The organism is Gottfriedia sp. NPDC057991 (assembly GCF_042886615.1).
In the GTDB taxonomy this organism is placed as follows: Bacteria; Bacillota; Bacilli; order Bacillales; family Bacillaceae_G; genus Gottfriedia.
The window spans coordinates 363120-385308 of record NZ_JBHVQN010000004.1 but is presented as its reverse complement, the minus strand read 5'-3'; the positions used below and the strand labels follow the sequence as shown (position 1 = coordinate 385308).

15 protein-coding genes are annotated in these 22189 nt (G+C 32.2%); 10 read left to right on the top strand and 5 right to left on the bottom strand.

Features of this window, described 5'->3' with window-relative positions; all coding sequences use genetic code 11:
- Window positions 1-122 precede the first annotated feature (122 nt).
- From ACFVR2_RS16060 to ACFVR2_RS16035, 6 genes are all read left to right on the top strand, one after another.
- Window positions 123-605, top strand: coding sequence for a hypothetical protein (locus ACFVR2_RS16060; RefSeq protein WP_387363597.1), 483 nt, complete (start codon window positions 123-125; stop codon window positions 603-605).
- A gap of 260 nt (window positions 606-865) precedes the next feature.
- The gene (locus ACFVR2_RS16055) at window positions 866-1090 is read left to right on the top strand and encodes a heterocycloanthracin/sonorensin family bacteriocin (protein WP_387363594.1); all 225 of its coding nucleotides are present in this window, start codon (window positions 866-868) and stop codon (window positions 1088-1090) included.
- A gap of 262 nt (window positions 1091-1352) precedes the next feature.
- Complete coding sequence (locus ACFVR2_RS16050; protein WP_387363591.1) at window positions 1353-3299, top strand: putative thiazole-containing bacteriocin maturation protein; 1947 nt, start codon at window positions 1353-1355, stop codon at window positions 3297-3299.
- Window positions 3296-5239: a TOMM precursor leader peptide-binding protein gene (locus ACFVR2_RS16045; protein WP_387363588.1), complete on the top strand. Its 1944-nt coding sequence runs from the start codon at window positions 3296-3298 to the stop codon at window positions 5237-5239. The genes ACFVR2_RS16050 and ACFVR2_RS16045 overlap by 4 nt, the downstream gene beginning before the upstream one ends.
- Window positions 5240-5262: 23 nt before the next feature.
- Window positions 5263-6837, top strand: coding sequence for a SagB family peptide dehydrogenase (locus ACFVR2_RS16040; RefSeq protein WP_387363585.1), 1575 nt, complete (start codon window positions 5263-5265; stop codon window positions 6835-6837).
- An 889-nt stretch (window positions 6838-7726) separates the two neighbouring features.
- Entirely contained in the window at window positions 7727-8506 is a 780-nt protein-coding gene (locus tag ACFVR2_RS16035) for a M15 family metallopeptidase (protein ID WP_387363886.1), read from the top strand.
- Window positions 8507-8555: 49 nt separating this feature from the next.
- Here the strand turns inward: ACFVR2_RS16035 and ACFVR2_RS16030 are convergent, their stop codons facing one another.
- The gene (locus ACFVR2_RS16030) at window positions 8556-9776 is read right to left on the bottom strand and encodes a helix-turn-helix domain-containing protein (RefSeq protein WP_387363582.1); all 1221 of its coding nucleotides are present in this window, start codon (window positions 9774-9776) and stop codon (window positions 8556-8558) included.
- Window positions 9777-10201: 425 nt separating this feature from the next.
- On the opposite strand from ACFVR2_RS16030, the gene ACFVR2_RS16025 reads away from it, so the two are divergent.
- Complete coding sequence (locus tag ACFVR2_RS16025) at window positions 10202-14371, top strand: S8 family serine peptidase (RefSeq protein ID WP_387363579.1); 4170 nt, start codon at window positions 10202-10204, stop codon at window positions 14369-14371.
- Window positions 14372-14404: 33 nt separating this feature from the next.
- Here the strand turns inward: ACFVR2_RS16025 and ACFVR2_RS16020 are convergent, their stop codons facing one another.
- The 3 genes from ACFVR2_RS16020 to ACFVR2_RS16010 all read right to left on the bottom strand — a co-directional run bounded on the left by ACFVR2_RS16020 (window position 14405) and on the right by ACFVR2_RS16010 (window position 18063).
- Window positions 14405-16432 carry an acyltransferase family protein gene (locus ACFVR2_RS16020; RefSeq protein WP_387363576.1) on the bottom strand — a complete coding sequence of 676 codons (2028 nt, stop codon included), beginning with the start codon at window positions 16430-16432 and terminating at the stop codon, window positions 14405-14407.
- 248 nt (window positions 16433-16680) lie between these two features.
- The gene (rsiV, locus tag ACFVR2_RS16015; protein ID WP_387363573.1) at window positions 16681-17553 is read right to left on the bottom strand and encodes an anti-sigma-V factor RsiV; all 873 of its coding nucleotides are present in this window, start codon (window positions 17551-17553) and stop codon (window positions 16681-16683) included.
- Between the two features lie 24 nt (window positions 17554-17577).
- Complete coding sequence (locus ACFVR2_RS16010; RefSeq protein WP_029715399.1) at window positions 17578-18063, bottom strand: RNA polymerase sigma factor SigV; 486 nt, start codon at window positions 18061-18063, stop codon at window positions 17578-17580.
- A gap of 441 nt (window positions 18064-18504) precedes the next feature.
- On the opposite strand from ACFVR2_RS16010, the gene ACFVR2_RS16005 reads away from it, so the two are divergent.
- Window positions 18505-19071, top strand: coding sequence for a GNAT family N-acetyltransferase (locus ACFVR2_RS16005; protein ID WP_387363569.1), 567 nt, complete (start codon window positions 18505-18507; stop codon window positions 19069-19071).
- Window positions 19072-19166: 95 nt separating this feature from the next.
- Here the strand turns inward: ACFVR2_RS16005 and ACFVR2_RS16000 are convergent, their stop codons facing one another.
- Window positions 19167-20462, bottom strand: coding sequence for a polysaccharide deacetylase family protein (locus tag ACFVR2_RS16000; RefSeq protein ID WP_387363566.1), 1296 nt, complete (start codon window positions 20460-20462; stop codon window positions 19167-19169).
- Between the two features lie 575 nt (window positions 20463-21037).
- Here ACFVR2_RS16000 and ACFVR2_RS15995 point away from each other — a divergent pair.
- Both ACFVR2_RS15995 and ACFVR2_RS15990 read left to right on the top strand, forming a co-directional pair.
- A complete protein-coding gene (locus ACFVR2_RS15995; protein ID WP_387363563.1) occupies window positions 21038-21793 on the top strand; it encodes a DUF2087 domain-containing protein in 756 nt (251 codons plus the stop codon).
- Window positions 21794-21813: 20 nt separating this feature from the next.
- Window positions 21814-22182 carry a GIY-YIG nuclease family protein gene (locus tag ACFVR2_RS15990; protein WP_387363560.1) on the top strand — a complete coding sequence of 123 codons (369 nt, stop codon included), beginning with the start codon at window positions 21814-21816 and terminating at the stop codon, window positions 22180-22182.
- Window positions 22183-22189 lie beyond the last annotated feature (7 nt).

Here is a 22189-nt window from a genome sequence, read left to right as displayed (position 1 = left end):
GTCGAGAAGCCCCCACTTCAAGTAGACCGGAAGGTTAACTAAGCGGTGGGTAGTTCACTTTGGGATTGTATTCGGATATGATCATGATTGGTGCTCGAAATTGAGTAATGAGGAGGGAAATGATGGGTATAGTGTTACTGTTTTTTATCCTAGGAAAACTTTTGCTAGTTCAGTCTATGTTACATAGTCGAATTACTTTGTTAGGATTATTATTTAGTATTTTTATTGTTGTTTTGCTATATTTACTTCCAATCTTTTTAGAATTCAATAAAAGAGAACGATCTATTGGTTATAGTTTTACTTCATTAGTGGTAGGAACTATATTTTTAATCTGTACTGTTTATGAAAGATATGCTGTTTTTGTATTTTCTAGTCTTGATCAAACTGCAGCAATCTCCAATTCAATATCCTCTTTTTTTATGATAGGGGACTTACTTTTCATTTTTGACTTTCTATTACTATTGTATCTCTTACTATTCAAAGTACTTAAAATAAGGGCAACACAATTAATTTTTGGAAAAGAAATCAGGACAAATAAAAGAGCAATAAAAAGGAATGTATATACATATTCACCTCTTAAAAACATTACGCTTAATGAAGATTAAGGAATAACTGATTGTAATGATGAAAGCGTACGGAAAACCTCACTTTTGAAGTGAGGTTTTTTTTGCGCTTTCAATATGTTCATCATTTTACTAAGGAGCAGTAAATTGGGCAATTGAAACGGTAACATTGCCCAAGTCCTCAACATATTTTGTTGTTGAGAGTCTGCATTTTAGTAGATTCAAATTAAGGAATCGTATTTATTTTATTTAAGTGCGGTATGTTTTATTCGCTTTCAAATTTTATGTCGGAGGTTATAAAAATGTATGATTTTCAAAGAGATCTTCAACAATTAAACGTTGGTCAGTTTCAATCTAGTCAATTAGTTCCATGGGATTATAATCAGTATGACAATTACGATGTTAGAATGTGCTTTGGTTTCTTTCCATTTTTTAGTTGTTTTGGTTGTGGAGGCTGCGGCGGTTGTGGAGGCTGCTTCCGTTGCGGAGGTTTCCGTTGTGGAGGCTGCGGTCGCTGTCACCGTTAATTGTAATGTTTCATAAAAACTATTTGTCCATTTAGACAATCAGCCCCTACTAATCTTTGTAGGGGCTATCAACAGTCGATGTTTGGCAAAATTGAGCATGATGAACAGGGAAGAAAACATTAATTTATAGATTTTTATAAGTTTTTGGCAACGGTTTACTAGTTATGTTATGACATAAGGAATACATAAAATACATAGGATTATGAAGAAAGTATTTATGTTATTCAATGAACAACTCACTGTATCGAAGGGGTTGAAAAGGATGTCAAAATTGAATCCATCTGCATGTTTAAAGGTTAATCGAGATACTTTTTTTGTACCTGATTCGAATGGAGGTGTCTATTTTAGGAATAACTTAAGCTCATTTCGAATGGAAGGTGCATCTGTTTACCAGTGGATTGAAAAGTTACTTCCTATGTTTAACGGTGAACACTCATTAGATAATTTAACAAATGGTTTGCCTGACGAATACCGGGAAAGAGTATATGAAATAGGTGAGATTTTATATAAAAATGGCTTTGCACGGAATGTAAGTAAGGATCATCCACATCAATTATCTAAAGATATTTTAAATAAGTATGCAAGTCAAATTGAGTTTTTAAATTGTTTTGGAGATTCTGGTTCATATCGCTTTCAAACCTATCGGCAATCCAAGATATTGGCAATTGGCTCTGGAACAATTGTCACTTCACTAGTTTCAGCATTATTAGAATCGGGATTAGCGAAATTCCATCTTTTAATAACGAATACGGAAAATACTGATAAAAAACGAATAAAAGAAATTGTAGACAACGCACGGAGGACGGATCGTGAAGTCGAAGTTGAATTAATGAAGAGAGAGAAGCTTTCCTTACAAGAGATTGTATCGACTTTTGATTCGATTTTATATGTATCAGAAGATGACCGTGTTTATGAGCTTAAAATGCTTAATGAGATTTGTAAAAGAGAGAAAAAGAGATTTATCCCAGCAATTTCTTCACAAAAGATCTGCATGACCGGACCACTAGTGACTTCAAATTCGGAAGCTTGCTTCGAGTCAGCGTGGAGAAGCGTGCATCAAAACATACTCCGTGAAGAAGAAACCAACCAACCATTGTCTTCGATTACTTCAGCAATGTTGGCAAATATAATGGTGTTCGAGTTATTTAAGGATATTACAAAATCACGCGAAACAGTAAAGAATAATCAAGTTTATATTATTAATCAAGAGACGCTAGAGGGCAGTTGGCACATATTCTCTCCTCATCCACTAGTGACTGGGAAAGCCAAAGCTAAAATAGTTCATAATTTTGAGGAAAAGTTAGAACAAAACAAACCTGGGGGAGATCAAAGTAAGTTAATAACTTACTTAGGTCAGTTCAATTCACAAGAAACTGGATTATTTCACGTTTGGGATGAGGGTGAACTAAATCAACTTCCATTAGCTCAGTGTCGGATACAAGTAGTAGATCCTCTTACAGAAGGCCCAGTAAAACTACTAACGAGTACGATTTGTACTGAATTAACTCATGAAGAAGCAAGAAGAGAGGCGGGACTTACTGGAGTTGAAATGTATGTATCTCAAATAGCCAGTCAACTTATTATGAATTCAGAGTCCGATGTTGTAGAGAGTATGGAACCTGGGGAATACATCGCAATAGCTACTGGTCAAACTTTTTCAGAAAGTATTTGTAGAGCCCTACAAAAATATTTATCTGAAGAGCTTAATAAACAAACGAGTGATCATAAAAGTCATATTCAGGAAATAAAAGCGTTAAAAATTGAAGATGATTGTGCTCAATTTTATTTACAAACATTAAATACAATACATGAATCTCCAAAAATAGCATTAGGGAAAGAGATTTGTGGATTTCCAGTAGTTTGGATTGGTACACAAAAAGGCTGGTATAGAAGTGTTGGTTTAAATATAACTATGGCCCTACAAGATGCACTAAAACAAGTACTTAAAGAGTCACAAAATAAGACTCAATTACTTGCATCAACAGCTATTCAAAGTTCATTAGTTTTAGTGGAAGAAAAGCAAATACCCGAAATTATTATTCCTCAATCTAATCGTGCTCATCATACTGATTTATTAGTCTCGGCTATAGATATTTTAAAACAGAAAAATATGGAATTACTAACATTGGAGTTTATGCTTGAATCGATTAATGTAGATGAACTAGCGGGAGTTTATGGTGTCTTGTTAAGAGAGGTGAGCTCAATTTGAATTCAACGGTTACCATTTTTGGAGAGGGATTATTAAGTAAGTACACATCTGAAATCCTTTTAAATAAATATAAGATCGTTCAACAGAAAGATTTAGAGTCGAAGGTTTCTGAGGATACTAGTTTAATACTTATTTTAGATGACGCATGGAACCCTAAGATTTATGAAAAAGCAGATGAAATCTTGAGAATGGGAACTGTTCCATGGCTACGTGCTTGTGTTTCATTTGGGGAAGGTGTAATCGGCCCATTAGTACATCCAGGGCAAAAAGGATGCATAAAGTGTGCCGATTTTAGACGTTTAATGGCTGGTAGAGAGCGCAAAGAAATGCTAGAAATAGATTATCAGTTATTAGAAGGTGATGGAATATCAGATGATGTATGGGGTACAAGAACGGGACTTTTACAAATGGCTTACTTAATTGCAGCTGAAGTAGATAAATTTATGAACGGTAAAGAAACTCGTCTAGAGGAACGAATTTTTTTATTAAATATGAAAACATTCAAGAGCTCAAATCACTTTTTTTTACCGAATCCTTTATGTCCAATTTGTGGTGAATTAGAAGATGATACTTCTGATTCAGCGATTATTTCACTTGAGCCTAGTATGAAAGTTTCTCCAACTAGTTATCGTAGTCGCTCAATGGATGAATTAAAAAAAGTGTTAGTTAATGACTATTTAGGTCAAAAGACAGGTTTTTTAAATGGAAAGGCATATGATCTAACCACGCCATTTGCAGATGTAGTTGTAAACCTACCGTTACTTCAAGGGGATGAAGGAACTGCAGGACGTACACTCTCATATGAATCTAGTGAATTAACGGCCATTTTGGAAGGGTTAGAAAGGTATTGTGGCCTTACTCCAAGAGGAAAAAGAACGGTAGTACATGATAGTTATAACAACGTAAAAGATTATGCAATTAATCCTGAAATTGTCGGTACTCATTCGAAAGAGCAATATGCTCTGCCGCGTTTTCCATTTAAGGCGTTTAATCCTAAACGGAAGATTGATTGGGTATGGGGCTATTCATTTTTGAAGGAGGAGCCGATTCTTGTACCAGAGTTGCTTTCATACTATAGTCTAGGATGCGGACACGGTTATGTGTATGAAACTTCCAATGGATGTGCATTAGGGGGCAGCCTAGAAGAAGCTATATTCTACGGTATTTTGGAAATTGTTGAACGGGATTCATTTTTAATGACTTGGTATGCTCAGTTGTCTCTTCCTCGACTTGATCCAAAATCAGCAAAGGACCAAGAACTCGATTTAATGATTGAGCGAATGCGCTTGGTTGGAGGATATGATCTGCATCTATTTAATTCGACAATGGAGAATGGAATTCCAAGTATTGTTGCCATTGCAAAAAATCGAAAAGAAAATGGTTTAAATCTCATTTGTGCAGCAGGCGCTCATCTTGATCCGGTTCGGGCGGTTAAAAGCGCAGTGCATGAGTTAGCTGGGATGATGTTAACATTGGATAAAAAGTTTGAAGAAAATTATGCTAAAAATATGAAAATGCTTTTAGACAATACTCTCGTTAAACAAATGGATGATCATGGGATGTTATATGGTTTACGTCAAGCAGAGGAGCGTCTGAAATTTTTATTAGATGATAACCGCCCATTAAAGACTTTTGAGGAAGAATTTAAATGGAATACAAACCATCTGGATTTGACGAATGATTTAAAGGATATTCTACAAGTATTTAAAAAATTAAATCTTGATGTGATCGTAGTCGATCAAACTACACCTGAAATCAAAAGAAATGGTTTATCTTGTGTAAAAGTCTTAATTCCAGGGATGTTGCCTATGACATTCGGCAACCATCTAAAACGATTGAATGGACTTGATCGAGTGTTAAAAGTTCCTGTTAAATTGGGCTATACGAAGAAACCGCTAAAGCCGGAGCAGCTCAATCCATATCCGCACCCGTTCCCATAGGTGGTGTTTTAGGAGGTTTTTGGATGAGTTTACAAACATTTCTACACAATCTTCATTTTGATATTGAAAAGGCAAATCAATCGGGTTGGGAAGTAGATTGGGAGGATGCGCCACTAACTTATAAGATTTATAAAGATTTACCTACTATTCCACTTTCTCTTAATGTTCCATTATCCTTAAAAGAAAAAAAGGATGCAATTGAGCCGAATTTAGACGAAATAGGCTATTTTCTATGGTATGTATATGGATTAACTCAAGTTGCTCAAACAGCAATTACTTCCGGTTCCAACGAAATGGTTAATATGATGTCTTTAAACCGAAGATTCATCCCCTCTGGTGGAGGATTATATCCGAATGAATTGTATTTATATCTTAAGTCCGATCGAGTCTCTTCGGGGATTTATCATTACGATGTTGCTAGACATTGCTTAGTTTTATTAAGAGAAGGAAATTTTGATTCTTATGTATCAAGGGCTTTAGGAAATAGATGTGATCTTCCAAAGTGTTTTGGTACTATTTTTATTTCAACAATGTTTTGGAAAAATTTCTTTAAGTACAATAATTTTTCTTATCGTCTTCAAGGGTTAGATTGCGGCGTGTTAATTGGACAGATTTTAGAGATGGCTAAACGCTTTGGATTTAAAGCAGGAGTGTATTACCAGTTTCTAGATCAAGCAATCAACCATTTAATCGGCATACACGAACGAGAGGAAAGCGTGTACGGTGTAATTCCGCTTTCTATTGAAGAATCTGCCTTGATTCCACATGATAATGTAAAGAGTAAAAATTACAATTCAATCGATCTAAGTAAAGAGTTACAAGCAGTTTCACATAAATATTTAGTAAAATCGAAAAAGATTAGAGAGTTCCCGATGCTAATTAAACTGAATAAAGTATCGATGATCGAATCGACCCAAACATTTAGAAAAGTTGATGAAACCGTTGAAGCTTTAGATAAACGGCATCGAATAATATTACCTAAGGTGGAGCGGCTATCCTATGATTCAGCCACCATATGTAAAGAACGCTTTTCACCTGAACTTGACTTTGTTCTACGCTCTATTAGTCAAAAAAACCTAGCGACACTACTTAAAGAGGCGACAGCATCCTTCTCATATTTAAATGATTTAGATGGATCCTTTGAAACTAACAATAACCGACCCAAATTATATTTATGTTTGTATAATGTTGAAGGGATTAACAATGGTGCTTATTATTATGATGATCATACCCATACGCTAGTGCAAACTAAATTAGGCGATCAACGAATGCAGCTCCAAACAGGAATGAGTGCCCCCACCGTTAATTTATTCCAAGTGCCAATCTGTATACATGTCGTGGGGAATAAGGAACATATAAAATCGACACATAGTTATAGAGGCTACCGGATTCAACAGATGGAAGCTGGCATTATGGTTCAGCGTTTACTAATAGCCGCATCAGCATTAGGATTGGGTGGGCATCCACTACTTGGATATAATGTAAAATTATGCGATGAGTTATACCAATTAGAAGAAATAGGAAAAACAAGTTTAATTCAAATTCCAATAGGTCATTATCGGAATCGACCTTGGTTAAAAGGAAATTTGCATAGTTGATCAATACAATTTTTATGATCGCCATTTAACAGTTTTTAGAACTTAAAAAGTTCAAAACTAAAAACAAGGATACTTTTGAGTATTCTTGTTTTTTTGTTCCAGTTATAACATATTTAAGATAATTGAATCCACAAAACCCAATGGTGGCACAGGTTAAATGCTCAATCGATATCTATTCGACATACAAAAGTCTCGAAAATTAGAACGAATAGTTCTTTTGAACTAAAATTTTATAGTATAATTAAATTAGATATTATTTAAATATAAAATAAAAAACCTTCCAAAAGAAGGTTTTTTTATTTTTGAAAATATTTAGCGTAAATATCCCCAAAGAATAATTGGCGTAATTAAGAAAGTATAAAGCAAAAACTGAAGTATAATAATCGGTGCAATTCCTTTAAAATTTTCAGCCCAAAACTTAGCAATACCAGCAGTTATATCAACTTATAATAAGGGGCCAAAACAAATTATCCATTTCATATTTTTGTTTTCCTGTATATAGATTCTTAGATGTATTAGTCTTTTTAGACAAAATTCTTCCTAAAAATTATTTGAAAAATAGGTTTTATTTCTACCAATAAAATTATATTAACACAATTTTAAAATTGTTATAAATACAATTTATTAAAATAACATATAATTAAAAAAAATGTCAGATTATAAAACTTTTTGTATAATTAAATCGTCTAATTTTAGTAAAACAAATTTAACTATTTTTATGGTTAGCTTTAAACGTTGATTATTAGTAGTTTGATTAAAAGAATTCGTGACGATACTAGAGTGAAAATAACTTTATTAATCATCCACCAAATTCCTACGACAACAACCAATTAAAAAAACGATAAAAAAGTATAGAAATTATAGGAGGAGAAAACCATTGTCCAGAAGTATGAAAAATCGTAGAAAAAAACCTATTATAGGGATTGCTATTTCTTTAGTTTTAGTAGGCGGTGTTGCAGGTACTCTTTATGAACAAAATAAAGAACCTAAATCGATTGTTATTAAGAAGAATGACAAAGTTAAAAATGACATTGTACTTAATTTTCCAGATTATTATGAAACTACAAAAGAAGATGAATCTGGATTATTAGAAGTGTTAAACGCTGATTCAAATTTAGTCTTAGTTAATAAAGATCGAAAGTTACCAGATGGTTATGAACCAAACGACCTTATCTACCCATCAATTCCTTTAAATGGGGCAGTAAAAGAAAAAACTAGAATGAGAAGTGAAGCTGGACATGCATTAGAGAAGTTATTTGCTGGTGCATCTGCGGATGGTTTTACATTAACAGCAATTTCTGGATACCGTTCGTACGATCGACAAGTTTCTTTATACAATAATTATATTTCTGTCCACGGTGAGGCATGGACTAAAGCATACAGTGCATATCCAGGAACGAGTGAGCATCAGACTGGACTAGCGATGGATGTTTCATCACCTGCATTTGGTAATGCGTTAGAAGTAGGGTTTGCCAAAACGCCTGAAGGAACATGGTTAGCAGAGCACGCACATGAATACGGCTTTATTATTCGTTACCCAGAAGATAAATTAGATATAACAAATTATCACTATGAACCATGGCATATTCGATACGTTGGAAAAGAATACGCTACTTATTTATATACGAATCATCTTGCACTTGAAGAAGCGATGCCAGCTAAAAAATAATAATAACAAAAAGGCATGTCTCATACTAATGAGACATGCCTTTTACTATCTACTGATTTATTAATGTATTCGCCATACTTAGTGCTTTACGGGTTTGTTTGCGATTAAAATAATAGTTAAACAATTCTTTTTCCGAATGATTGATTAGATAAGCGAATCCTAGTTTTTTAAAAAATGGTAATGAATGTTCCGCCAAATATTGGTGATATTCTTGTTCTTTTCCTAAGATTAAAAAGTCTAATAAGATGAATAAGTTGATAAAAAGTTTGTCATTTTTTTTGGAAGCAATATCAAACCCTTTACCTACATACTGTAGTAATTCACCTTTAGGTAATAGTTCTCCATAATAGGAACTTCGTATATATCCTTCTAGGGAAAGTAAATATGGTATAGAATTAGAATCCTTCAATTTCATAGACTCAAAATAGTATTTTTTTGCTAGCTCATAATTTTTTCTTCGGTAATATTCAAAGGCTAAATTATGATATACCCTTGCTTTTCGGTCTGATGATCTACAAATTTCACAGCTTTGGATTAAGTTTTCAAATCCTTTAATCGTCTCTGAAAATTCTTCATTATCCTTAACTTGTATTAACATAAGCATTTCGGAGTCGATTACTCGAAGATAGGAATTAATACTTTTGAAATACTGACGGGCTTTATCAGCATAAAAGTAAGCCATAACAGGTAAATCGTTCGAATGGTAAGCAGAAGCTAAATGATAATAATATTCCTCATTTGCATATTCTTCCTTATTAATTTTCTTTAAAACTTGAATGGCAAGTAAAGGTTCATGGTTCGTTAAGTGATAAATACCTTGCACATGTCTAAAAAGATTTATTTCATAAGGTGACAATTTGTGCTTTATTTTTTTTATTTTATCAATGAGCTCTTTTGCTTCATTCATTAAATTACGCATTAATAAATATCTGACGCGTAGTAATTGATATTGATTAATATAATTTGAAATTTGAATTAACTCTTCTTGCTCAAGTTCTAAGTTGATCTCTTCTATTTCGTCAAATAGCTGCATGACAATAGACTGCTGCCAACTATTTATACGCATTTTAATATTTTTTAATTTTAAAATCTCATTTTCGATTTTTATTCCAAGTCGATCCGATAGTAGGGCTATAATTTCATTTGCATATTCAGTTTGAGATCTTTCTATTTTACTAATATGCGTACTAGAACAAATTCCTTTCCCTAGCTGTTCTTGTGTCATCTGAGATTTCTCTCGATAATATTTTATGATTTTCCCCTCATACATAACAAATTTCTCCCTTTTGTAAACCTTTTTATTAATAGTTTGAGTAGTAGAAAACCATTGATTCCCCCAAGTTAATAATAAAAATTTCTATTGAACTTTAATGACTTTCTTTCCAAACACAATCTATACATCAATAAATTTAGTAAAATATGAGACTTTAATTCTAAAAAGGAAAATTAATTATGATAATTAATGTTAAAAAAAGGATTTCAAATGAAAATTCGGACTGAAATAACCCCCATTTACCAAGAAAAATAGCTAAATTACAATCAAATTATTAGATTTGTCTAACTATTCTAACTCTAATTTTACATCATTTTTTTAATTGGAGGAATGAAATAGGGTTAGTTAATTTAATCATTTTTTCATGCAGTAAACTATTTTTTACTTAATTTAACTTAAGCTAGTAGAAGGAGCGCATCGAAATGAAGATTAGAAATAAGAAAATGCTAAACGTAATGGTAACAAGTGTATTAACTACAAGCTTTTTTACATCTTATTTAATGCCACAAAAAAAATCCTATGCAACTTCGAACTCTGTAGAATCAATCTTAAAGGGACTGACAGATGAGCAAAGACAATCGATTAAGCGTTTGAACCCTCAAGAAGGCTTTATTATTGATCCTAGTTTACTATCATTAAAGGATAAGACAGCGCATGTCATCGTTGAACTAAAAACATCGCCACTAGAGGAGAACCAACTATCAAAATCAAAAGCTTTACCAAAAGAAAAAAAGCAAAAAGTAAGAGGCGAACAAGCGTTTTTTAAACAGCGATTAACTGAACTTTTCAATGAGAAGGCATCCAAACAAAAATCAAGCCAAGCATCAAGCAAAACTTTCAACCAACAAGCCTTCCAATTTGATATTAAACAAACATATGAGAATGTATTTAATGGAATGGCAATGACAATTCCTACGAATCAAATTAATACACTTCTACAAACAGGTGTTGTTAAACGAATTTGGAAAGATAATGAGGTCCGCTTGCCAAAAAATGAGTTATCGACATTAGATAAATCTGCAGGAAAAGCAATACCACCAGCTCTTCCGCATATTGGCGTTGATCGATTACACAGTGAAGACATAAAAGGACAGGGCATAAAAGTAGGTGTTCTTGATACAGGGATTGACTATAATCACCCTGATTTAAAAGATTCATATAAAGGTGGATATGATTTTGTAGACAATGACGCTGATCCAATGGAATCAACTCCTGCAGATCAAAAAGCATCAGAAATGCCCGAATCTATAGATGGAATTCCGTTTGTAACTGAACATGGAACACATGTTGCAGGTACAATTGCATCTAATCCAAATAATAATGTGGAATATGCGATGACTGGTGTAGCTCCAAAGGTAGATTTATATGCTTATCGAGTATTAGGTCCATATGGATCAGGTTCAGATTCAAGTGTTATTGCAGGGATAGAGAGAGCCGTAGAAGACGGAATGGATGTTATTAATCTATCTTTAGGTAATGGAAATAACAATTCTCTTGATGCAACATCTGTTGCAATTAATAATGCAGCTTTACAGGGTGTAGTACCAGTTATAGCAGGAGGAAATGCTGGACCTACGTCAGGTACAATTGGATCACCGGGGGCATCTCCCCTAGCAATTACTGTAGGTGCAAGCGATGTACCAACTGATATTCCAACAGTAAAAACAAGTTTAGGTGATGTTTCAGTCCAAAGTACATTAATGGGACATGGATTAGGTAAGGATTACTTAAATGTGATAGATAAGGATTATCATGTTGCTGATGTTGGAAACGGTTACGAGGAAGATTATGCTGGGAAAGATTTAAATGGAAAAGTGGCTTTAATTGCCCGTGGAGATATATCGTTTGACGAAAAAATTAGACGTGCACATGAAAAAGGCGCAGTAGCTGTCTTAATTTACAATAATGTAGACGGTGAAATTCCATATTTCTTAGGTGAAAACTATAGCTATGTTCCTTCATTTAAAATGTTGCGAGCAGATGGAGCAAAACTTGTGGATCGTTTAAAAGCGAATCCAACGGAAACTATTAAACTATCAGATTTCCATTCAAATATGACTAGTGGCGACGTATTAGCTGATTTTAGTTCTCGTGGACCGGTGAGTAATAATTTTGATATTAAGCCAGATGTTGTTGCACCTGGTGTATCAATACTTTCAACGGTACCTGAATATATTAACAGCCCTGGAGATGGAGTAGATTATTCTCATAGCTATGCAAGTTTAAGTGGAACATCGATGGCAACACCACATGTTGCTGGGGGTGTAGCTTTACTACTACAATCACACCCAGATTATACAGTAGCCGATGTTAAAGCAGCTCTTATGAATACAGCTGATCCATTAAAAGGAAGAACATACAACGTAAACGAAGTTGGAGCTGGACGCGTGGATGCTTATGAAGCAATTCATAATACAACATTGATTGAAGTGCAAAACAAAACAATTACACTTGATCAAGATGGCTTCCGAAAACAAATTGATGATATATCAGGATCACTACCGTTTGGAAGTATTGCACAATCAAGCGGGGATCAAACTAGAAAAACTTCGATTAATATTAAAAATATGAGTAAGAAACTAGAAACGTATCATACAAGTGTAGAATTTTTAACAATTGATGGTGTATCAAAGGATGCTAGTAAAAGTGGTGTTAAATTAGAATTACCATCTACAATTGAAGTAAATGGAAATGAAAATAAAAATATTGATGCAAACTTAAAGATCCCAAAAAATGCCGATTTAGGTATTTATGAAGGTTATATTCACATTGAAAATGAATCGAACACTGAGGAATATCAAATTCCTTTCCACGTACGCTACTCAACTAGTGGTTTCGAAAATGTGACATTTTATAAACATGCTGTAACGAACGATCTAAGTAACTTCCATCCATATATAGAGCCGTTTGTACCTGTTTCATTTAAAATGAATAGTGGAATGAAATCGATGGATGTAATCGTTAGTGACTTAAACGGCAAACCAATTGGATATTATGGAACGTATACTGGTATGGAAAATCTTAGTCTTGATACTGAGTACTATATCATATTCGGTTTCACTGGTTCAGTAAAACTTTTTACAGGTGATCCGAATAATCCTTTATCTCGTGAATATGAAGACTTAAAAGAAGGTAAGTATATTGTTTCATATATTGGTACAGGTGTAGACGGAAAAACGTATAAAGTCGATAATGACATGGTTATCGATAATACACCTCCGAAAGTAGTTTTTGATAAGAAAACAGGAGTAAATGAAATATCAAATGATGATTTAACAACGGAAAATAGCCCTGTGGATGGCAAGGATTACAATGCTTATTGGGTACATGGTAATGTTTATGATGATACGATTGATTATTTGAAGAGCAGAGGACATGACATTACACAAGAGGCAAATACAGTATATGCGTATCAAGATTCTTATTGGCCGACTGCACAGTTTTTCCCTACAACTGATGGGGATTTCAAATTTGGCGTATTGCCAGAAGAATATGCAAATTATCCGACGAATATAAGAATTTATACTTATGATCACGGAACTGCTGGAAATCCGACTTTCCCAGAATTTACGATTATTAACAAAGGTGATAAGTATGCAACTGTAAATACAAATACAAATGGGTTAAGTCTTGGTTCTGAGTTTGTTAATACATTTAGGGTGAAAAACGCGAAAGATTTAACAAGCGCTAATGTTACAATCGATCTTCCACATTATTATAAAGTTGATAGCGTTAAAGCATCAAAACAGTTAGAAGACTTAGCGATAAAAAATAATTGGACGATTCGTGTTGCTAAGCCAAGCATAAAAGAAGATTATTGGTCAGATATCATTACATTTGCTGTAGACATTACCGACAAAAAGACGAAATTACCAGTTTCAATTAATGGCGATATGAATTTACTAGATATAAATTTAAAAGTCATTGATGATCTAAATTATTTGGTAGAAAGCGGATTCTATTCTCAAGAATCATCTTACCAAACAAATGATGGAACTAAGTTTACTTTACCTACCTATGCTGATAAATTTAAATTCATTTCTCAGCACTCAATGTTGGAAGGCTATTACCATGGTGAAGCAGTAAATTTAGATAATTATGATCTGGATTATTCAAAGATTGGTACAAAGGCTTATGTTGTTGATAAAAAAGGTAAAAAATATAATGCATCAATTCAAGAAAATGGATGGATGACAATTACTGATATTCCTGCAACTGCAGATGATTATACCTTAGTCATTAATATTCCTGGGCATTTCTTATACACTAAAAAAATCAAATTAAGTAAAACGATTGATGGAAAAGTACAAGGAATGTATTACGACTTGTATCCTGATACTGCTGCTGCCGGTGATGTAAATAGAGATAATGTAATCGATATTTATGATGCGAAACTAGTTGCAAATAGTGCAGGGGAAACAGGAGTTAACCTAAAAGCAGATCTTAATAAAGATGGTGTTGTGGATATTGTAGACTTCAACTATGTTGTAAAGAATTTCATGTCGATCAATCCGTATTTTCCAACTTCAATTAAACCAGTTGAAAAAGCAGGTAAATTAACGTTAGATGAATTGAAAAAGAGCTTTAACTAAAATAAGAGGGTGCCTTATATGGCATCCTCTTTTTTACTTCCAAGATTCAATTGCATTTATTAGTAATGACGCAAATACTTTTGCACCATTCGGTTTTAAATGAACACCATCTGGAGAAAAATATGAATTATGATTGGCGCTAGCACTATACCAGTCTACAACCCTAGTATTTGGATATTTACTTGAACCTTCCCTTACAGTTTTATTAACAAATGATTCCCAAGGTCTTGGTACACGTGTGTTAACAAATAAAATTTTTCGATCTTTTCCAATTAACTCTATAAGAGAAGACATTTGTTTTACGGTAAACGGACCGTTTGTACCTAGCTCTATGACAACAATATTCCCAAGCGAATTTGTGTTTTTTGCTTGTTGAATAATTGCAGATGCTTCAGTAAATTGTCTTCCAATTTTAGCATTTACCGAAAGAGATGAATATGTTTTTTCGAGTTCAGGAATTGAATTAATAACGATAGAATCTCCTATAATAAATACACTATTTTTTGAAACAACCGGCTTATTCGTTTCAGCAGGTTTATTATTATTATCATTATTATTTGGAGTTTGATTGTTATTTACACCTGGCTTAGGAACTTCATTTGTTTGACCATTATTATTTTGCTTACTTGTATTGTCAGTAACTGGTTTTTCATCTTTATTTTCTGTTTTTACTTCATTCTTTACTGTTTTTTCGTCATCATTTTGCTGAATTGGTTTAGTTACCTGTTTATCGTGATCAACTATAGTTGTTGAAGGAGGTTTTTTAGTATCGTTTTCAACCGTTTCAGATGATTGCTTTGATACCGATTGAACCGATTCAATTTCTGAGCTTGCTTTTACACCTTTAGCATCAGGAAGAACAGATAGTCCAAAGCTTGCGATACCAGATAGTAAAATAAACGTGCTTATGATAACAATATGTTTATAAAAGAATTCTTTTAAATTAATATTTCCAGCGAGGAAGTTCTTCCAAAGTATACCTAGTTTACCTTTTCTAATTGGATCTTCAATATAGTGATAGGATAGTGCTGCAAGAACAAATATTAAAATAATTTGACAGATTGCTCTAAAAAGTGAAATATCGCCAGTGTTAACCTTAGGGGATAATAAAATAATGACAGGGTACTGCCATAAATAGATTCCATATGAACGTAATCCGATCCATTTCAATGGTCTCATTGCTAGGAATCTACCAATCTTACTTGTAGGGTGAGCGAGTGCTGCAATTAGCATTGCAGCAGAAATAGACAATAAGAACATTCCTCCGCGATAAAGGAAACTATCATATTGATTTGTTTTACCGACCATAAGTAGAAAAATGAGTAAACCAGTAATCCCAACTAGATCAATTAAAATCTTTCCAGAGGTTGTAACGTTATTTGTAAGTTTTCGGCTAGGCCATACTAATGCTAATGAAGCTCCTATTAATAAAGAAAAAGCTCTCGTATCAGTACCGTAATAGACCCTACTAGGATCACTACCCGGATGGAATAATACAGCCATCAATAATGCAGAAACGATTGCACCAACTAATGTATACAAAAATAGACGATCTTTATTTTTAATATATTTTAAGCCTAATAAAGTAAGGATTGGCCAAATAATATAAAATTGCTCTTCAACTGCTAACGACCAAAAATGATTTAAGATTGATGGATTTGCATAAGACTCAAAGTACGAAAGATGATGGAAAATATACCACCAATTACTGTAATAAAATATTGCAGCTACTGAATCTTGTTTTAAATTTCCAATCATTGATGATTTGAATAAAGAAACAAATGCAATGACTATTAGTAATAAGGTGAACATTCCCGGTAAAAGTCTTTTTGCGCGACGGTACCAAAAACTTTTTAAGTCGATCCTTTGATTTGTACTCCACTCGGCAATTAATAAATCAGTAATCAAATAACCTGAAAGTACAAAGAAAACTGTTACTCCTAGGAACCCACCAGAAGCCCAAGAAAAATTTAAGTGATATGCAATGACCGATAAAACTGCTAAAGCTCTAAGCCCGTCTAATCCAGCCATATAACGAAACTGTTTATTTTTATTAGACATAGTAATAGCCTCTTCGTTTAAACACCTCATAAACGATTTCTTTTTCGAATAAATGTTGGGCTCGTATAAAATTTAATTTCTTAACCGGTTGAACCGCGAAGTTCATTACTAATTTCCCCTTCCCCTAATTTAACTATTTATGTCAGCCTTCTTTATATATTTGGCTATTTGTTTAATGTATTTGTTTTCTTAAAAGAGAGCCAAATCTAATAAATTAGAAGTGGCTCTTTTATTCGTTTGATTAAAAGTTATCTAATATAATGATGTCCAACTAAAACTTTTGAAAGAACGTCAGTTGGAATCGTGAATTCAACAACACCCATATAACCAGGGGCAACTTCATATTTATCAAATGAAATAACAAGCTTATGATCTTTATTTATATAGAAATTTTGATTTTCTTTAATGCTTACGAAAGGATCAATTGAATAGTCAAGATTTGCCTCAGGTATCCAGTATACCTTACTTTCATCCTCTTTCATCTGATCTTTCATTTGTTCTTTAATGTTTTCGCTAATTATTTTTACATATGATTTATCTTTAAAAAGAATAGGTAATGACAATAAAATTTCCTTTTTCTTGTCAATTGTGTCAAATTTCATAGTTGTTGAAGAGGAAGCAGCAGTATTAACAACATATCTTTCAATGGATAATATGTCCTCATTATCTGTTTTAACTTCATAACCACTATCAAATCCTAAGTGTGCACCAGAATCTTTTTTTACAGATTCTGTTTCTTTCATAAACTGATCATATAGCTTCTTATTTTCGTCTAAGTATTTTTTGTTCAAGCTTTGCTCTAAATCTTTATTTTTTAAATTATTAACCGCAGGGACTTTTAAATTTGCCTTATAGGTTGGCTCATCTACAGTATATTCAGTAAAAGTTAGTACATTAACAACATTTCCAAGTATTGGAACATTTGATAAAGTCTTTGCAAAAGTCGAACTAGTATTTATTGATAAAACAAATAGTGCAGCGGTAACAAAACCTGTAATTGACTTTAGAGGGAATCTTTTTTGTATGGAACGTTTAATTGCTTTTTTAACAATAATGTCCAAATTATCAGGGATAGGGACATTTTTATAGTCCGATCTTAATTTTTCTAATTTTTTATCCAACTAATTGGCCTCCCAAAAATAAATTCATTTCATTTTAATCCGGAGTATTTCTAAAGCTTTATATAAACGAGTTTTTATTGTATTTGGACTCTCCTGTAAAATTTCAGCAACTTCTTCAATCTTTAAGTCTTCGAAATACCTGAGGACAATTACAGCCCGATATTTAGTTGGTAAAGATTCTAATGATCTTTCTAAATCAATATCTGTATAATTATCATCCTGTCCTGAAGAATATAACTCAATTGTTTCTTCATCCATTACAGTTACTTTTTTTTGTTTTCTTAAAAAATCTAATGATGTATTTACTACAATTCTATAAAACCAACTTTTTAAAGATTGTTCATTTTTTAATTTATCTTTTGAGGAAATGGCTTTATGAATAGAATCTTGTAATATATCCACCGCATCTTCTGAATTTTTAACGTAGCTATAAGCTAACCGATAAAAATCGTCTTTATTATTAATAATAAAATCTACAAGTTCCTTTTCTAAGTTAGATTTTCCCTTCATTTAAAGAGCTCCTTTTTTGAGATACGTATCTAAGAAGGTACACATTATAAAAGACGTATACCTATTCGAAAAAGTTTTATAAAAAGTAAAAAATATTTTAGGAAATTTTTACTAAAAACCAGCCACCCAGTTTAATGGGAATTTGGCCTAAATTAGTAGTATACAGATGGCATACCTATTCGTAAACAAACTATAGACAATTAATCAAAAAAAAGAGCCAAGGAGTACTTCTGTTCCAATCAACTGGCGTTTTATAGCATAAAAAGAACAGAAACAAAAAAGCAAGAATCTTAAAATCTTGCTCTTTAATAGTCGTTTTATTTGAAATTGCTGATAGTACAAATGAGTTAAATGGTTAAAATAGCTATCTATTTACAGATTGAGATTATAGATAATAGAAATAAGAGTCTGCAAACTGTACTAATTTTAGTTGGAGGATATATGATTAAAGAACACGATAGTTTTAACCCATTTCCAAAAATAGACACGAACCGATTAGTTTTAAGACAAATGAATAATGGAGATCAATATGAAATATTTGCATTACGATCAAATAAAATGGTGTCCCAATATATTAACAGACCGATTGCAAAAGAAGTCGATGAAGCACTTCAATATATAAAAATGATTAATGAAGGAATTGAACGTAATGATTGGGTTCTTTGGGCAATTACTTTTAAAGAAAGTGATCAATTAATTGGTACAATATGCTTGTGGAATTTTTCGGTCGAGCAATCGAAAGGGGAAGTTGGATATGAACTTTCACCAGAACTTCAAGGAAAAGGAATCATGCAAGAGGCAGTAAAAGCAGTGTTAGCATATGGATTTAATACACTCCAATTACAAGTTATTGAAGGAATTGTTCAGTCAGAAAATAAAAAATCAATCCAAATTTTAGAGAGAAATAAATTTATTAATAAAGGCATAGTAAATAGGGAATCGACTAATGAAGAAGACATACATTCATGCATTTTTGAGTTAACGAATGAAAGGTATTACTCTAAATAGAATCGAATGGAACTTTTATTTTTTTATGAAATAAAGGATTTTAAAGTTTAAACAAACGTTTGAATAAAAAAATAGTCGCTAATAGCGACTATTTTTTAATTTAAACCAACAATTTTTAAATTTTTTGATTGAAGATATTCAATAATTTGTGGTAAAGCATCTAAAGAAGGTTTAGTTTCGTGAAGTAGAATGATACTTCCAGTTTCAGTGTGGCTTTTAACGTAATTTATAATTGTATTTGTATTACGGTTCTTCCAATCTTCAGTATCTTTATCCCATAAAACCATTTTAAATTGATGTTTTTGCATTAATTCAATAGTTGCTTGGTTTTTTGCACCGTAGGGTGGTCTAAAGAGGATTGTGTCTTGTTTTGTAATATTTTTTATTAAGTTACTTGTTCTAACCATATCATCTTCTTGATTTTTATAAGATAGTTTTAAGAAGTCATCGTGGTGCATGGAGTGGCTTCCAACTGAGTACCCGTTAGAATATGCGTATTGTACACAATCAGGATATCTTTGAACGTTATCTCCGATGTAGAAAAAAGTACCGCCAACTTTATATTTTTTTAAAACATTTACTATTTCCTTCGAATACTTTGAGGGACCATCATCAAAAGTAAGGGCTACACTACCTTGTGGGATACTATAGTTAACTACATTGTTTAATTTTACAGTCGGATAAATTGATTGGACAGGTTTATTAGGTTCTTGCTTAATTGCATATCTAACATCTGGCTCATTTGTGTGCACATTCGGTTGAGATATGTTTTTAATAGCAGTTTTATTTGGATCTTGTTTATCCGGATTTGTTTTTATTTGTTTCTCTGGAGTTTTTATATTTTGTGCTTTTGAAACACTTTCAGCTTTTGCAGGTTTTTTTCCGCAAAATAAAGTTTCTGATTTACAAGTTTGACTCTTATAACCTATTAAAATAATCGATAGAATACTAATAGCAGCAACAGTAAGCCAACCATAAAGTTTATATCGTTTCGAATTACCCTTTTCTTTTTTGGAACTGGATCGACTAATTGATAAATAAGGTAGATCAATTAAAATCCTAAGATCCTTCATATTTTTTATGGAATGAAGTTGAAGATGAAACTCTTCTGAACAAGAAAAGTAGATTTTTTCACTCTCATTATTGTTTGATTTAGTTACAAAACTAGTAAACTGATTTTTATCCTCTTCCCAAGTACTACATAAAGAAAGGCTAAACTTATCGTTTTCATCAAAAATAATTTTTGATTTCATAAGATTGGCCGTTTCGTTGTCAATTTCCCAATGAAGTTCTATTTCTTGATTAAATAATAGTTTTATATGCAAAAAGGATTTATCGAATTTTTGTTCGATTGATAAAAGCTCAATAAGTTTTTCATTGTAAATTGACATAACTTCCCCCTATCTTATAAAGAAATCACCCATTTGCTTTTATTTTAAGACATTAAAGACTGACCTAAATATATATCTTTTGTCATAATTATTTCTACTGTCTTCCTTAAAATATATTAGTCTATAAGGAAAATAATAAGTAAAGATTTTCCCTATTGAGAACAGGTTTTTTATTTACATTAAAATGTGTCGAATATTAAATTTACCTTACAATTTAATTGTAAAGTACTGTAAGAAATTGTCAATTGGAGATTTGAAATTAGTCCCTTTGGAATAAGAGAATATCGTTGAAAAGGATAGAAAGTACCGTTTAATAATTTTTAATCGATTGAAATGGCGTCTCGTTAGGAAGAAAGTACCTTTGAGACGCTTTTTTTTGTAAATTATGAATTCAAACATCTTAAGAGGTCTTTTGAGGCATCCTTTTATTATCAAATATGTAAGAATAAACAACTTGAGTATTTGTTTAGTAAAATTGACATTTTGCAAACAATAACATATTATGTTTGTAAATTAATAAACATTTTATAAAATTGTTTGTTGGATAATAAACGAAAAAGGGTTGTGTTTGTTAAATGGAAAATTTAGACGTTTTTTGGAATGCCGATATAGAAGAATTAAAACAAGGATATATCGAAGAGGAAAATCATTATTTATGTTTACTCTGTAGTAAAAAAATTGAAAAAGGAATTATCTATCAAGATTCAGGAATTTTATATGAAGCCGAAAAATACATGAAAGTTCATATAGAAAAAAGTCATGACTCTGTTTTCGATTATTTAATTCAACTGGATAAAAAGCTAACAGGATTAACAGAACATCAAAATCATCTTTTACGTCTTTTTTATCAAGGTAAGAGTGATACAGATATTCAAAAAGAAGCTGGTATCGGTAGCGCCTCTACGATTAGGAATCATCGCTTTGTTTTAAAGGAAAAAGAAAGACAAGCAAAATTATTTCTTGTCATGATGGAGCTTTTAAAAGAAAAGGATCAGCATGCGCCAAGTTTTTTACCACTTCATAAAACAGCAAAAATGGTCGATGAGCGCTATAACATTACAGAGGATGAAATGGAAAAAAACTTAAAAAAATACTTTCCAGAAGGCATAGATGGACCATTAAAAAAATTTCCATTAAAGGAAAAGCAAAAGCTTGTTGTTCTGAAAGAAATCGTTAAAAGATTTTCACCAAATAAGACATATACAGAAATAGAGATAAATGAAGTACTGACAGCTATTTATCCTGATTATGTCGTATTAAGAAGATACTTAGTTGAATATGGCTTTATAGATCGAAAGTCGGATGGAAGTAGTTATTGGTTAAAAGCTTAGTAAAAGAAAGGTTGGTAAAAATGAGTAGAAAAAAAGAATTAAAAATGCAATATAAAGAAACGAAAGTGCAAGCAGGTATTTATAAAATTAAAAACTTAATAAATCAAAAAATATTTATATTAAGTACTAAAAATTTAAAAACGATTAATGGAAAGAAATTTGAATTAGAGGCAGGGTCTTGTACAAATAAAATTCTTCAACAAGAATGGAATGAATATGGTAAAGAGTCATTTGTATTTGAGGAATTAGAAATTTTAAAGGAAGAAGATATTAGTCCATTAGGTATCAAAGGAGATCTAAAGAGACTCGAGGAAAAATGGTTAGAAAAACTTCAACCTTATGGTGAACGAGGATATAACACAGACAGTAGCAAGGGTGATCAAACTTGATTACATC

Bases quoted from the DNA above. Each gene is read 5' to 3' on its own strand.
- ACFVR2_RS16060 (WP_387363597.1), top strand. From the start codon at position 123: ATGGGTATAGTGTTACTGTTTTTTATCCTAGGAAAACTTTTGCTAGTT.
- ACFVR2_RS16055 (WP_387363594.1), top strand. From the start codon at position 866: ATGTATGATTTTCAAAGAGATCTTCAACAATTAAACGTTGGTCAGTTT.
- ACFVR2_RS16050 (WP_387363591.1), top strand. From the start codon at position 1,353: ATGTCAAAATTGAATCCATCTGCATGTTTAAAGGTTAATCGAGATACT.
- ACFVR2_RS16040 (WP_387363585.1), top strand. From the start codon at position 5,263: ATGAGTTTACAAACATTTCTACACAATCTTCATTTTGATATTGAAAAG.
- ACFVR2_RS16035 (WP_387363886.1), top strand. From the start codon at position 7,727: ATGAAAAATCGTAGAAAAAAACCTATTATAGGGATTGCTATTTCTTTA.
- ACFVR2_RS16030 (WP_387363582.1), bottom strand. From the start codon at position 9,776: ATGTATGAGGGGAAAATCATAAAATATTATCGAGAGAAATCTCAGATG.
- ACFVR2_RS16025 (WP_387363579.1), top strand. From the start codon at position 10,202: ATGAAGATTAGAAATAAGAAAATGCTAAACGTAATGGTAACAAGTGTA.
- ACFVR2_RS16020 (WP_387363576.1), bottom strand. From the start codon at position 16,432: ATGTCTAATAAAAATAAACAGTTTCGTTATATGGCTGGATTAGACGGG.
- ACFVR2_RS16010 (WP_029715399.1), bottom strand. From the start codon at position 18,063: ATGAAGGGAAAATCTAACTTAGAAAAGGAACTTGTAGATTTTATTATT.
- ACFVR2_RS16005 (WP_387363569.1), top strand. From the start codon at position 18,505: ATGATTAAAGAACACGATAGTTTTAACCCATTTCCAAAAATAGACACG.
- ACFVR2_RS16000 (WP_387363566.1), bottom strand. From the start codon at position 20,462: ATGTCAATTTACAATGAAAAACTTATTGAGCTTTTATCAATCGAACAA.
- ACFVR2_RS15995 (WP_387363563.1), top strand. From the start codon at position 21,038: ATGGAAAATTTAGACGTTTTTTGGAATGCCGATATAGAAGAATTAAAA.
- ACFVR2_RS15990 (WP_387363560.1), top strand. From the start codon at position 21,814: ATGAGTAGAAAAAAAGAATTAAAAATGCAATATAAAGAAACGAAAGTG.